The sequence below is a fragment of the Oxalobacter aliiformigenes genome (genome assembly GCF_027116575.1).
Classification (GTDB): domain Bacteria; phylum Pseudomonadota; class Gammaproteobacteria; order Burkholderiales; family Burkholderiaceae_D; genus Oxalobacter; species Oxalobacter aliiformigenes.
In genome coordinates this window covers 1,236,483-1,249,923 of the sequence record NZ_CP098252.1, presented here as the reverse complement: position 1 = coordinate 1,249,923, position 13,441 = coordinate 1,236,483, and the positions used below count along the sequence as shown (strand labels likewise).

At 56.8% G+C, this 13,441-nt stretch carries 16 protein-coding genes; 2 read left to right on the top strand and 14 right to left on the bottom strand.

What is annotated here, in order from left to right; genetic code table 11:
• Positions 1-1,028 precede the first annotated feature (1,028 nt).
• The 13 genes from NB647_RS05775 to NB647_RS05715 form a co-directional block, all read right to left on the bottom strand.
• Positions 1,029-4,175 carry a TipJ family phage tail tip protein gene (locus NB647_RS05775; RefSeq protein WP_269282336.1) on the bottom strand — a complete coding sequence of 1,049 codons (3,147 nt, stop codon included), beginning with the start codon at positions 4,173-4,175 and terminating at the stop codon, positions 1,029-1,031.
• Positions 4,172-4,792 carry a tail assembly protein gene (locus NB647_RS05770; protein ID WP_416143457.1) on the bottom strand — a complete coding sequence of 207 codons (621 nt, stop codon included), beginning with the start codon at positions 4,790-4,792 and terminating at the stop codon, positions 4,172-4,174. Before NB647_RS05770 ends, NB647_RS05775 begins: the two co-directional genes overlap by 4 nt.
• A 73-nt stretch (positions 4,793-4,865) precedes the next feature.
• Positions 4,866-5,480, bottom strand: a complete 615-nt coding sequence (locus NB647_RS05765) for a tail assembly protein (RefSeq protein WP_269282332.1) — start codon at positions 5,478-5,480, stop codon at positions 4,866-4,868.
• Between the two features lie 10 nt (positions 5,481-5,490).
• Positions 5,491-6,342 carry a C40 family peptidase gene (locus tag NB647_RS05760; protein ID WP_332880328.1) on the bottom strand — a complete coding sequence of 284 codons (852 nt, stop codon included), beginning with the start codon at positions 6,340-6,342 and terminating at the stop codon, positions 5,491-5,493.
• 1 nt (position 6,343) lies between these two features.
• A complete protein-coding gene (locus NB647_RS05755; RefSeq protein WP_269265695.1) occupies positions 6,344-7,039 on the bottom strand; it encodes a phage minor tail protein L in 696 nt (231 codons plus the stop codon).
• A gap of 2 nt (positions 7,040-7,041) precedes the next feature.
• On the bottom strand, positions 7,042-7,377 hold the full coding sequence (locus NB647_RS05750; protein WP_269265694.1) for a phage tail protein: 336 nt from the start codon (positions 7,375-7,377) through the stop codon (positions 7,042-7,044).
• Positions 7,374-8,681 (bottom strand): phage tail tape measure C-terminal domain-containing protein, encoded by a 1,308-nt coding sequence (locus NB647_RS05745; RefSeq protein WP_269282330.1) that lies wholly within the window; start codon positions 8,679-8,681, stop codon positions 7,374-7,376. Before NB647_RS05745 ends, NB647_RS05750 begins: the two co-directional genes overlap by 4 nt.
• Positions 8,682-8,774: 93 nt before the next feature.
• Complete coding sequence (locus tag NB647_RS05740; RefSeq protein ID WP_269282328.1) at positions 8,775-9,113, bottom strand: phage tail assembly protein T; 339 nt, start codon at positions 9,111-9,113, stop codon at positions 8,775-8,777.
• Positions 9,114-9,130: 17 nt separating this feature from the next.
• Positions 9,131-9,484, bottom strand: coding sequence for a hypothetical protein (locus NB647_RS05735; protein ID WP_269265690.1), 354 nt, complete (start codon positions 9,482-9,484; stop codon positions 9,131-9,133).
• The gene (locus NB647_RS05730; RefSeq protein WP_269282327.1) at positions 9,475-9,891 is read right to left on the bottom strand and encodes a phage tail tube protein; all 417 of its coding nucleotides are present in this window, start codon (positions 9,889-9,891) and stop codon (positions 9,475-9,477) included. Before NB647_RS05730 ends, NB647_RS05735 begins: the two co-directional genes overlap by 10 nt.
• A 73-nt stretch (positions 9,892-9,964) precedes the next feature.
• Positions 9,965-10,312 (bottom strand): tail completion protein gp17, encoded by a 348-nt coding sequence (gene gp17 / locus NB647_RS05725; protein ID WP_269282326.1) that lies wholly within the window; start codon positions 10,310-10,312, stop codon positions 9,965-9,967.
• Positions 10,309-10,491, bottom strand: a complete 183-nt coding sequence (locus NB647_RS05720; RefSeq protein ID WP_269282324.1) for a hypothetical protein — start codon at positions 10,489-10,491, stop codon at positions 10,309-10,311. Before NB647_RS05720 ends, gp17 begins: the two co-directional genes overlap by 4 nt.
• A gap of 368 nt (positions 10,492-10,859) precedes the next feature.
• The gene (locus tag NB647_RS05715) at positions 10,860-11,207 is read right to left on the bottom strand and encodes a hypothetical protein (protein WP_269282323.1); all 348 of its coding nucleotides are present in this window, start codon (positions 11,205-11,207) and stop codon (positions 10,860-10,862) included.
• Between the two features lie 128 nt (positions 11,208-11,335).
• Between NB647_RS05715 and NB647_RS05710 the strand changes: the two genes are divergently transcribed.
• Together NB647_RS05710 and NB647_RS05705 are read left to right on the top strand one after the other, a co-directional pair.
• The gene (locus NB647_RS05710; protein ID WP_269282322.1) at positions 11,336-11,632 is read left to right on the top strand and encodes a hypothetical protein; all 297 of its coding nucleotides are present in this window, start codon (positions 11,336-11,338) and stop codon (positions 11,630-11,632) included.
• 87 nt (positions 11,633-11,719) lie between these two features.
• Positions 11,720-12,559: a tetratricopeptide repeat protein gene (locus NB647_RS05705; RefSeq protein ID WP_269282320.1), complete on the top strand. Its 840-nt coding sequence runs from the start codon at positions 11,720-11,722 to the stop codon at positions 12,557-12,559.
• 190 nt (positions 12,560-12,749) lie between these two features.
• Here the strand turns inward: NB647_RS05705 and NB647_RS05700 are convergent, their stop codons facing one another.
• Positions 12,750-13,397, bottom strand: coding sequence for a CatA-like O-acetyltransferase (locus NB647_RS05700; protein WP_269282318.1), 648 nt, complete (start codon positions 13,395-13,397; stop codon positions 12,750-12,752).
• Positions 13,398-13,441 lie beyond the last annotated feature (44 nt).

Below are 13,441 nucleotides of genomic sequence, written 5' to 3'. Positions count from 1 at the left end.
CAGGTCCCGCCAAACGGGCAGGAAACGGTTTTCCGACAACTAATCAGTCAACAATGAAAAAAGCCCGCAAGGCGGGCTTGTGATTGAGGTGAAACGACATCCGTTTCCATATGGAAAGTTTTTTATGCCGTTCTTTCCTTCTGGCGGGCGGGTTTTGTCCGGTGACGGTTCGGCAGGTACCGGAGTACGCCATCCGGATGCCGGTACCGCTTTGTGTCCGGGCATGTGTCTTCCTTTTGTACCGGCCGGGCCTGTTCCGCTATTTACGTGTCTTTTTCCGGCCGGCAAGGGGACGATCGCACGGCGAGCCCGCCGGACGGACGGTTTCCGGCATACTGGTGCCCTGTCGTACCGGACGGGTATTCGCGCAAGGTACCCTCCCGATACAGGCAAGAAAAAAGACCTCGCCGGTTTTTTCCGTGAGGTCTTCTGAACGATTTTTTCTTCCGGACGATTCCGTTCCGGCACCCGGTCTTCTGTCGGGCTGCCGTTTTCATTTCTGTCTTAATGAGAGAGAAGGCAGGGAAGCTATCTGGTCGCAATCATTCCCTGCCTTCAATCCATTAAAAGCCGGCTGGCCCGTCGGGTGATTCCGGACAGGAACGCCTCCGGAAAACCGCATTCGTGACAATACGTTTTCCGGCCCTCTTGTCCGTTTCCCTTTCAGAATTTGTCCGGCGGATACGATTTTATCGTCTGTTTCCCCTGTCAGCCAACAAACTTTTGCCGGAAAACCCGTTTCGGCCTTTTTCCTGTGTTTTTTCCGTCGCCTGTTCCGTTTTTTCCTCCACAGATCTCTGTAACAGACGGGACAACGACAGCAGAACAAACGGACTGCACAATCCGGGCAATCCGTTTTCCGTGCCGTTTCCCCGTGAAATCTTCCTTCCGTAACACCTTGCCGTCCGTTAGTCACCTGTATACCGGAGAGCCGTCACCGGCCTGTACCGGCCCGTAAAACGGCCTGTCCCACCTGTACATCACAGCCGGTTTGCGGCAACAAGCCGTACCTGCCGGCAAGGTTCACGCTAGTACCCTTGCGGGGTGGCATCCACAATACCTTTGACCCAGTTGCCTTCGGCATCCAGACAGGCGATCAGGGGGCCCCGTTTCGGATCCTTGTCCATGACTTTCACGCTGATGGCCTGACCGCCGTCATCCTGCAAGGTGACCTGTACGTTTTCGATCACGTGATAGGTTTCACGGATCGGCAGGCGGGTGCCGGTCGCGGCGATTTCGATGTCGTTCATCGGTTCCATGATATCGGGCACGTCGATGACGACACGGCAGGTATCGACGGTCGGCCGGGTGGCACCGCCACCGATATCCAGCCGGAACTGGTACGGCATGTATTGTGTCGTGACCTGCCCCGGCCAGGGAGTGTACTCGCCCGGTGACGGATAAAAGAGCGCGTCGTCGTCACCGTAGACCGGTTCGTTGTCTTCGCCATACATTTTCGTCCCGCCATATCCCCGGTACGAGATTTTCATCATGTCGCCGGTCATCGCCACATCGAAGGTCATGGTACTGCCGACCACGGCTTCATTCGGTGTCACGACAGTCGTTTCATACGACATGCCGTCGTAGATTTCGTTGAAAAAACCGCTATTGTCGTCGTCGCTGAAAAAAGCCGAGGTATTGTCGTCGCTGAAGAAATCCGTGCGGTTCATGACTTTCAGCATACCATCCGAACGTTCCGCCCCCGTCACGACACCCGGATAGCCCTGCTCCTGAAAATCGATGGTTTCGATGACGTTGCCGACCAGCACGTCGCCGAACCGGGTTTCGATGACAGCCGGTTTCGCCGATTCGTTCCCGCTGGTATCGACGGCCTTGATCATCAGGGTAATCGGTCCCTGCGGCAGTTTTTCCGGAGTGAACGGGCACTGGGTCAGTACACCGGTATGCAGCGGGCTGGCATCGTCCCAGTTCCGGTTGTGTCCGTAATGGAAACGGATCAGGTAACCGTCCACGTCCAGATCGGACACTTCCCCCCAGCTCAGGGTATTGCCTTCGATGACGAACCAGGGTACGTTGGCCGGTGCCCGTTTCAGCCCCACGATCTCATGTATCAGTACCGCCGCTTCGGAACGCATGCCGGTGGACGAAATGGCGATGACGGAAAATTCGTATACCGCTTCGTCCAGTCCATAGATATCGATCGACGGATCGCGTGTGTTCAGGGTCGTCCACGTACCGTTTTCCTTGCGGTAGGCGCATTCGAAACGGTGGGCATCGCTCGTCCACGATACGGTGGCACGGATCCCGAAAGACCGGATACCGACGACGTACAACGATTCATTGACGTCGATATTCGTCACGGGAACCGGTTTCAGTTCCCTGACGCTTTCCGGTCTCGATTCGATTTTCACGGCCTTGTCGATGTAGTCGAATTTGCCCGGTTCATGCTGTACGGCCGTAATCTCATAGGTCATGCCGTCTTTTTCGGTAACGGAAACAATACGGTAGGTCGGCGCGACCAGATCGGCGCTGTCCACCGACCAGACGGCATTTTCCACCGGCATCGTGCTCCAGTCCGAATTGACGGTGACGCTGTCGTCCACGACACGGGCGATCAGCTGCGTTTCGGTTTCGCCGGTCGGCAAAATGACAGTCAGTTTGTCGCCGGAGGAGACGGTCGGCGCCTTGTCCAGCACCACGACCTTGCCGCTCGCCGACCTGATGCGCCCGGCGTTGCGGCGGCCCATACGGTGCGGATCGGCGATGCGCACGATCTGTCCCGGCAAGGCGATGGCGCCATCCAGCCCGACGGAAAACGAGATGGTTTCTGTTTCCAGACGGGAAGTCATCAGCGCCCAGTGTCCCCGTCGCTGCGCCTCACCCTGCGATGTGCAGCCGAATGCCGTGATTTCGAGCTGTTGCACACCATAACGGCTGATGCCCTCGTCGTCCGAGACGTATTCCACCTTGGCCCGGTAAAAATCGGCCGGATCGTTCCAGCTGACCAGCGCGACGGTATAGCGGGTTTTGCGGCTGCTGCCGATACGCGTGAATTTGCCGTCGATCACGTTGGCCGCCGTGTAGGTATAGACCGGATCGACCGGCATGTCCGCCGATGCGGTGATGTTGCCGCCCGCCCAGTAGGCGATTCCGCGGAAAATGGATGCCATGTCCTGAAGGACGGCATAGGCTTCTTTCCGCGACTGGATATAGACGTTGCAGGTAAAGCGCGGTTCGAAGCCGCCTTTTCCGTCAGGCACCATCTGGTCGGCATACTGCGCGATGCGGTACAGCGACCATTTGTCGATCTGTTCCTCCGATACGAGATGGCCCAGTCCGTAACGGTCGTTCAATACCAGATCGTAGAACACCCAGGCCGGATTGTTGGTCCAGGCCGGTTTGAAGGTACCGTCCCAATCGCCGTCGTAGGTGCGTTTGTCGGGATCGTAATTGCTGGGAACCTTCACGATTTTCAGCAGCATGTCGTATCCCCGTACCGGGATGCTCTGGAACTGGGCGGCATCGACCTGGATACCGACAATCGCACTCATCGGATAACGCAGTTTGGCATCGATCACTTCCGTAAAGGAAACGATGGATGTCCTGTCCGACGTGGTGGAACTGTTGGCGTTGGCCGTAAGCCGCCTGACACGGAGCGACCAGCCGGACGTCGCTCTGGGCAGATCAATCCGGTGCGTGCGTTCGTATTTGCTGGTCGTTTTCCCGTCGAACGCCGTTTGCAGTACCGTCATGTAATCGCCGTTGTCGGTGGACAGGTCGATGGCATACTCGACACGATAGCCGTTGATGTCGCCGTTGGATGTGTTGGCTTTCGACAGTCCGTCGGCCGAAAGCCTGACACGCACGGCCGACAGTTGCAGGTTGCTGAACGCACGTATCCAGGGCTGTTTCGAGGTCAGCTCGATGCCAACCCCGATTTCGTTTTCCACACTCGGAAAACCGGCAATATGCTCCTGATCCTGCGTTCCTGGCCTGAAATCGACGGATACGCCGCTGAAATTGAGCGAACCGTCGGGATTGGCCAGTGGCGTCTCGTCCAGATAAATGGATTGCAGGCCATTGGCCGGCCCGACGATTTCGCCTTCCGAAATCAGATCCAGCACACGCGCATAGGCGGTACTGTGAAGATTGTCCGTCTGTTCGACGGGAGTATGGCTGCTGCCGCCTCCTTTTTTGTATCCGATAATATTCATTTCCGATCCATTGCGTAAATGCCGGCAGAAACGACTGCCGAACCGACTATCATGCGTCCGTAACCGAGCGGTACCGGATTGCCCTGCGCCGTCGTGTTGACGACGCCGTTGAAATGATAGGATGCCCCGTTTCCGGCGCTGTCTTTCGCCGAAAGTTCCTTGATCTGGGGGGAAAGCAGCTGCATGACCCCACCGATCATCATCGACATGCCCATCATGGCGGTCACGCCGACCCATCCTTCGCTCGCCAGTGTCGAAGACAGGCCGGCAAGGCTGGTGAATCCCCCGGCCGCCCACATGGCGAACACCATCATGGCCGCGCCCAGTATGGTCTGGAACAGACCGCCCCGTCCCGATCCCTGGAGAACCGGCGCGATCCGGATATCGTCCCGGCCTGCGGGATGCAGCATTTCTTCTTCGGCGATATTCCTTTTTCCCAGAAACACGGCATAATGGATTCCCCTGTCACGACTGCTCATCAGTTCGCGTTCAAAACCGGGCCGGATCGCGCACAGCGCTCTCACTGCCTCGGCAGCGCTGGCTACGGCAAGGCGGTGAATCCGTCCGAACCGGGTTCCCAGTTTTCCGTATAAACGTACTGTTTTCAGTGGTGTCATCATTCACCTGTCAAAAAAAGCCCGCCGCAGCGGGCATGGTTGTTCATTTCCGGCCACCCGGCCATCCGTTGCCCTACGGTCTGTCGGCACTGTATATTCCGGCCGATATCACGGCGGAACCGACGATCATCCGCCCGTATCCCAGCGGTACCGGGCCTCCCTGTGCCGTCGTATTGACGACGCCGTTGAAGGCATAGGACGGTTCATTCGATACACCGTTTCCGGTGGACAGACCCTTCGGCTGCGGAGAAAGCATTTGCGTCACGCCGCTCATCATCAGCATGAAGCCGACGTTGGAGAGCGCACCGGCCATCAGCCCCGTCTCGAACGCCATCATCGCGCCCACGGAGGCCCCGCCGGTGATGATGCTGGCCACCGCGATCAGGGTCACGCCGAGAACGACGGAAAAGATTTTTCCGAATCCCGCTCCCGTCACCACGGGCGCGATCCGGATATCCCGCCCGTCGGTTTTCTCGCCGAGCTGTTCCACCCTGAGATTCTTTTTTCCCAGAAAGACGGCATAACCGACTCCCTTCTCCCGGCTCGTCATCAATTCGCGCTCGAATCCCGGTCTCAGGGCGCACAGTGCGCGAACGGCTTCCGCCGCACTGGCGACCGCCAGCCGGTGGATGCGTCCGAAACGGGCGCCGAGCTTCCCGTACAGTCTGACTGTTCGTAGTGATGTCATCGTTCACCTGTCAAAAAAGCCTGCCATCCGGCAGGCCGTTTTCCCCAGCGGCAACCGGATACCCCTCCTTTTCCGTTTCTGTGAAAAGGGCCGGCGCATCAGGCCGTCTTTCCGGTCGCCCCCTGTTGTCCGCCTTGCAATGCATGTCCCGATGCCGCATGATCATCCGGGTCACGTCTTTCCAGTACCCGCCATATACATCCCGGCTGGAGAGCCTGCCGTAGAGATGGTGCAGAATCAGCCCGTCGCCCAGATAGACGGCAGCATGGTTGGGTTGTGTCGACCGGATCTGCATGACGATCATGTCGCCCTCTTCGGGTTCTCCGTCCACGAGATAAAAACCGGCCTCGGCATAATGCTTCAGGTACAGGTTTTCACCCCGCTCCCACCAGCCGTCGATACGCATGAAGTTCTTCAGTTCGATCCCCCGCTCGCGCCGGTACCAGTCGCGGACAAGCTGGTAACAGTCGTTGACACCGTGGGAAAATTCCCGTCCCACCAGCGGCGCCTCGTAACCGCAGGGTGCCAGAGTGACGATCTCTCCCGCCCCGGGCTGTCCGCTGGCGCAGGACACCGGCACGATATGCCAGATGAGGCCGCTTGCCTCGCAGGCCGTTCTGTCCGCTTCGCTCGGTGTGGCCGGCCCGTTCGGATGGGAATGGACGACCGCGATGATTTCACCCCGGTTTTCGGCTTCGGCATAATCTTCCGACGACAGGATGAAATGTCCGGCATTGCCCGCCAGATTGCGGCAGGCAATGTACTGTTCCCGGCCGCGCACGACAACCAGGAGCCCGCAGGCTTCACGCGGGAATTCCCGGACAGCATGCGCGCGGATCGCTTCGATAGTCTGTGGAGTCATGTCATGTCCTGATCAGGTCGGCGGCCGGGAAACTCCCGAACGGCAGCGGATTGTGTTCGCCGAACCGGCATTTGCAGGACGACAGGCGTCCGCCGCACCGGTCCAGTGCGGGATCGGTGACCGGATTGTCGTTCCTGTCGAAACAGGCTTCGCCCGTATAGCCGCAATACGGTCCGCGATAGCCGCCGCACGACAGCCACCAGCAGACATTCGCCACAATCTGGCGTCTCGGCAGCTGTACCCCGTTGAAGTCCAGCGCGGATGACAGCTCGAACTGGACGGCATCATTGCTTTCCGCCTTTTTCTGTTCGATATACCAGAGCTCGCTGGGAAAAGCTTCATCAGGATTGGCTGTCGGATTGCCGTCGGGAAAGTTTCTTGCGTCCAGATACTTGCCCAGTGTGGTATGACGGTACAGTTTCGCGCCGACAAGGTCGTCGAAATAGACACAAAGCGCCGAGATGGAACCGTCCACGTTGCCCAGCGAAAGCATGGGGGCCGGCTGTTGTGCCTCGCCCGTTCTGGCGAAACCTTCGGCACGGATCGGCCAGGCGGAATATTCTTTTCCCTGCCACCAGATTTCGCCGGTCGGGTAACCGTGGAAACGGAAGAAATCGCCGCCGATACCGGTGGCGTCCAGTTCGAAAAGTTCGATTTTTTCTCCGGGTTCAAGCCCCTGTATATCCTGGGTAATCATGATCAGAATGCCTGTTCGAATACGGTTGACAAGGTCACGATATCGCCTTCGACCGGCGTGATCGTGATATCGAAAGAGCGGTACATCCCCTTCTCACCCATCGGGGGCGTCCAGTAAAACGACCGGTAACCGGCATGGCGGTCCAGAAATGCCTTGATAGGCCGGATTTCGTCCGTCGTCCCGGTAAAGGAAACGGGCCAGGACTCGATTCGGTTATGGATGCCGTCGGCGGCCACCTGCTGGTAACCGTCACCGAATTGTGCACTCAGCACACGGTACTTCACGGTACCGTTCATGCCGGTCTGTGGCGCCCAGTCAAATGTTTCTCTCACACTCATGCCACCCCCGTTCTCATGTTCCAGATCAGGCCCCCCTGCCGCATTTCACGGGCAATGATGGCTTTTGTCTGGTTGTTGATCATGTCGGCCAGCTGGCGTTGCGACGAACTGCCGCCATCCTTTTGCTGGTTGATGTTTCCGTTGCCGGATACCGAAATGCTGGTATGGATATGGATGCCTCCCGATCCTGCGGTACCGCCATTGCCGGCCAGACCGCGAATGACGTCGGCATACTGCGCCGGGAGCACCATTTCCTTTTCGTGAAGCTGCGTCACCGGATTTTCCCCTGCCGGAACGTCATAACCGCCGGCGGCAGATACCGACGCCCCGCCGAAAATCGAGCCGAACAGTTTGCTCACCGTCATTTTCAGCATGATCTGTGCGATATCGGCCAGAATGGAACGGGTCAGATCCTTGAATGAAAGTTTTCCGGTCTCGACGAACCGGATCAGGACATTTTGCGTACGCAGCATGGCGTCCTGCATGGCCTTCGCCATGTCGCCGGCACTCTGTTTGCCCTCTTCCGCCACCTGCTGCATGCCTTTTGCCGCATCGCTGCCGGCCGATCCGGCCGCCTGCATACCGTTTTCTCCGGAAGATGTGCCACCGGCACCGAAAAACTGCCCGATGCTTTTTCCCAGCCCGGAAAACAGCCCTCCCGCTTCCGAAGCGACGTTTCCGATCCCCTTGACGACTCCACCGACACCCGGAATGTTGCCGAGATATTCGATCAGATCGCCGAAAACCGTTTTGCCGTTTTCAAAAAACTTCCGGATATCCTGTGTCAGTGCATCGAAAAAGTTTCCCGATACCTCTTTTGCCACCTGTTCCGTCCGGCCGTTTTTTTCCGTTCCGCTTTCAGCCCGCGCGGCTGAACCGGTTCCGGACGCCTCAAATCCCAGCCATTTCGTCAGTCCCGTCGCCAGAAGCGATCTGATTTGAGTCGTCGCCATGCTCCCGAGATCGGTTTTCAATGTCCTGACGACATCGGAAAAGTCCAGCTTGCCATTTTTCAGGAAACCGGCAAAAGCATCCCCTATTTTCGAGATGGCATGATCGGCCGCTTTTCCCAACTGTTCGCCGATTCTGTCACCTTCTTCCCGCAGTCTTCCGAGAGCGGTCACCAGAGAACCGTTGTTTTTCTCATCCTTTTCTCCCTTTTCTTTTTCCATCCGAGCGTTTTTCGCCATGTCGGTGGATTGGCTCAGAAATTTTTGCATGGCCGTCTCGATCCTGACGACTCTTTGCCTGACTTCTGTCAACTCCTTTTCCATCTTCTGCATATACTGGTCAGTTACCACCATTTGCATTCCCTCCCAAACCCGCCTTGTGGCGCGTTTGATCAATCTGTTATAAATCGGACCGAAGTTATCCCTTCCCAAAGGAAGGGATAACCGCTACGGCTGCCGGCAGCCGAAAACAGCCGCCTTGATCAGCTGCGACTGCGCACCGGGTTCATCAAGGAGGACCGGTTCCGTTCCGGTGGAAGCATTTCGGTTTCCTTCCAGCCAGGGGATGAAATCCGCCGGCATATACGCTTGCGGTCTCGCCTCGGTGTTCCTGTTGATGTTCGCCAGTGTCGCCACAGCAATGCCATGCCGCATATCCGCCACTCTCTCGCCCCACGGTTCCAGCCTGTAATAGGCCATCCAGTAGCAGAATTCATGGCTGTCGATTTCCTGCCGGGCACGTGCCACCGGCATGCCCAGCGCCAGCGCGAGCCGGAACCACATCATGAGTTCCGGTCGCGCCTTCAGTTTTTTGTGGCTTCCTCCTGCGCTTCGTCAGACATGCCGTTCACACGCAGGGCGATCCGGGTCAGTCTGTCCAGCACCCTGGCGGATTTGGCGCGAAGCGCTTCCACATCGTCGATAGTAAAAAGGCGTTTGCCTGTTTCATCGACCAGTGTCAATGCCAGCAGGGGTGCCTCGAATTTGCCGACAAGCGATGTATCGGTTCCTTCAATCGCCGCCCTGAAATCGTCGCGTTCGGCACCGCTCATGGCGCGAATGCAGACGGAACCGCCCCATTCCTCGACATGCACGATTTCCTGATGGGCGTCTTTCGCACCGAGAATGGCCTCTTTGCCCAAAAGCGTTACGCCCATTCGACGTCTCCTGTAATGCGGGTTTCGACGGACCCCTTCAGAACGGCATCGATCCCGCCTGAAATCGGAGTGGACTTGACCAGTACGTTAAACGTGGCCGCCTCGCTATCGGGCAGCGTCAGTTTCAGCTGGACGACTTTGCCGGATTTGCGGGCCGCCTCAAGCGCCAGCTGGCCGGCATCGGTCCGGTCGATATGCATTTCGAAAGAAAACTTGCCGTGATCCTGCAAACCGAGACGGTACTCTTTCGCCGTACTGTCCAGATCGGTCACGTCGATTTCGGAAGCCGCTCCATCGAAGCCGGTAAACGAAATCACGTTTTTGATTTTTGTCCAGGTCGCTTCACCGGATTCGGCGGTATTGATCGCGATACTGGAACCTTGTGCGGAAATTGCGGTACTTGCCATATCAATTGTCTCCTGAAATAAAAAAACCGCCCGAAGGCGGCAATAAAAAACAGATTGTCGGAATTTCCGACGGCTACGGATGCCAGACGGAAATTTCCATCACCACGTGATGCAGACCGGTCTCGACCTCAAACACATCCTTCTCCAGCTGGACGCCATACTCGCGTTCCCAGCCTTCGATGGCTTGCCTGACACTGCCGGCCAGCGTTACGGCTTCGTCATAGGTACTGCCGCAGGAATCGACCTGCAACAGGGTCCGGGTCAATACGGAACTGCCATCCATATCCAGTGTCGCGGGAGCCGCCGACTGCCGGAAATACGTCAGATACGGTGTCTGTGCACCGGACGGCGCGGCATTGGCGTACACCCGTTCCTCACAGCACATCTTGACCCTGTTTTCAAATTCCTTTTGTATATTCATCGTTTCCATCCATTCGGTTTGACCGGCCCGAAAAATCCGTCACGTTCTTTCTTTCCGGCACTCCGGCGATAACGTTTCAACCGGTCGCTCTCATAAAACACATCGACGCTTTTCCAGATCCAGTCGAATACAGCTTCTTTTTCGTTTCTCTCCTGTTTCGGATATTTCCGGTCGGACATCAGTCACCTTCGTGCAAAAAAGCCCCGCCGAAAGCAGGGCTGTCATTCAATCAGACGAAAAACATGCCGGTGCACGCCCGCCACGGGAATACGGCATTCCGTCCTGTGCCATCCGGTGTGAGACGGCCATAAAAAAAGCCCCGCAAAAGCAGGGCTTTTTTTATCCGGGCACAACCGCACCGTTATCCGCAAAACCGGATACATCCGGCCAGTTCGGGAAATCTCCGGGCGAGCGGAACCACCACAGTCATTATTTTAATGATATTTTTTCTTCTGTCAGCCCTGTCGTCTTTCCCGACATGAAAAAACGGACGTTGCCATCCGTTTCCATAAATCCCCAGCCCGGAGCTCCCGTCACCTTCCCGCCTTCAAAGCAGACACCGTTCCGAGAGCCTGGGCAACAACGCCATGACAGCTTTCCTGTAACTGATTCCCGGACACCCCCTGCTCCATTCGCGTGCCATGCCACGCCGCCTCCGCATCTCCAGTCCGATAGCCCGGCTGACATCCGGCGGCAGACTGTTCACGCAACAATCGACCGCTTCCATCGTCGCCCGATTGAAAGCGGACTCGAGCCGGTCTTCATCGTCATAATCATCCCCCGTTCGCCACTCGCGGCAATAAGGTGCCACCGAGGGCATTCCGAGACGCGGCCGCCATTGCCGCGTCCAGTCGTACCATTCTTCAAGAAGCGCATCTGCCTGTTCCATTTTCATTTGCATTCCCCAACTATTCCGATTGCATATCCTGTCTGTCCGGTACAGGAAGATCCCGGACGGAATCTTCTCTTTCGAACCGATCACGGCCAAGCCATAAATGGCCTGCCTTGACGACTCATGATACCGTGAACAAAAAGTTCGGGCAGCCTGAAAAAGACGTGTCCGCTTCAATCGTTGTGAAGACCGCACAATCCCCGACGGAAGACTTCCCTCCCGACTTTCGTATCTCACGTCCATTCCTTCTGGTTCCCACAAGAATCCCCGTTCGTCAAGTCACCCGTCCCAAAGAGGTGGCGCAACGCCTGTGGCGCATGGTTTTGCAGGGGATGGTTCATGGCGTTCAGAAGGAACAGATGGATCATGTCCTCAAGCGGAAGAAAAAACAAAAACCGACTGATAAAGAAGCCAGCGGTGAAAATTGACTTTCAGGATCGGCTATATTCCCGGAAAGTGTTGATGAAATGTTTTTCATTTTGAAATTTCGGATTTGAATTATGCGGCAAAAAAACATGAAACGGCATGTGTTGAATACAGGATACGGCCTGTTTCTTCTGATACTGGCTTGCCCTTTGTGGGCCTGTTCCTATGAAGAAGGGAGAAGTTATTACAGGGCAAAACAGTACGAAAAAGCCCATGCCTGTTTCATGCAGCCGGAAAACCGGCAAAATCCCAAAGCCTGGAATACACTGGGCATCATGTACAACAATGGTTACGGGGTTGAAAAAGACGAAAGAAAAGCGGTCGAATGGTACATGAAAGCCGCGATGAACGGATATGCCGTTTCCCAGTACAATCTGGCGTGCCAGTATGAAAAAGGACGGGGAGTCGAAAGGGATTACGCCCGGGCCATGTTCTGGTACGAAAAGGCGGCCGAACAGAACGATTCTTCGGCCGAGCTGAATATCGGCTATCTGTACAGTGAAGGAATCGGTGTGCCACGCGATATGCAGAAGGCCCTGTACTGGTACCGCCGTGCGGCGGCTCATGGAGACACGGATGCCATGACCAATATCGCGCACATGTACTATCAGGGTTCCGGTCTCAAAAGAGATATAAACCGCGCCATGCAGTATTACATCATGGCGGCGGAGAAGGATCATCCGCGTGCCCAGTATCTGCTGGGTGAGGCGTATGAGACGGGACGTGGTCTGGAGAAGGATTGTTCCCGGGCCCTGTACTGGTATAAAAAGGCGGCGGATAACGGGGAGCTTTTGGCCATGGACAGGCTGGGACAGATTTATTCCGGCGGCCTGTGTTTTCAGGCGCGGGACCAGGAGGAAGCCCGGCGGTGGCGCGAGCGGTCTTTCCGGATCAGGCGTGGATGGGTCTCGTCGCCCGAAAAACCGTAAACAGCATTTTCCGGCCTGTTTCGCCCGGCGTCGGATCCGGATTGGCTGATCCTTCGGGCTTTTTGCGATGGCGGCCATATCCGGTATTCCGTTTTTCTTTTTCTCTCCCGTGCCATTGCCGGCAGGCGTTGACAGCAGCGAATCTGTCGTTCTCCTGTCTTGCCAGAGACAGGCGAACCGTTCAATCCGGTCATGAACCGGCGTTCCCGCCGCCCTGCCCGAATGCCCCGATCGCCCGGAAAACTTCCGCCAGCCGGTAACCGTCCACAAAACCGTGATGGCAGTGCACGTCCAGCGGCATGTATATCCGCCCGCCTTCACGGCGATATTTGCCGAGAGTGACGCGCACGATGGAATCGTACCGTTTTCCCAGCATGACCGGGTGGCTCATGCCGGTAAAGGAGAACCAGGGAACAACCGACAGGAAAAAGACATTGCGGCCGCCGCCATGATCGAAAGTGGCGTTCGGCAATGACAGAACCATGTTTTCCGCCTCCCGGCGCACAGCCTCGAACGTGTCGATATCCGGCCGGAACGGTACTCGCACGACGGTAATGGTACCGTCGTCGCGCATGGCGACGTAAACCGGGTCGATGGTGTCATACAGGACGATCTGCCCGTCTTCCAGCAGGCGGTATCGCATGGCTTCCACGCTGTTCATCGCCCGGGAAACGGCGAAAAGGGACAGGCTGAAAAACGACCGGTTTTCGGCTTTCGAGCGCTCCAGCAGGCCGCTTGCGTCCAGTTGCGTCGTCATGGAGAAAAACGGCATATCCATGTCGGCGAACCGCTCGAACATGACTTTTCCGTTCCAGTTTTCCGGATCGATCCGTTTCATGTTTTTCCTTTCGGGTATGGTCAAAAAACGGCCAGACAGAATGC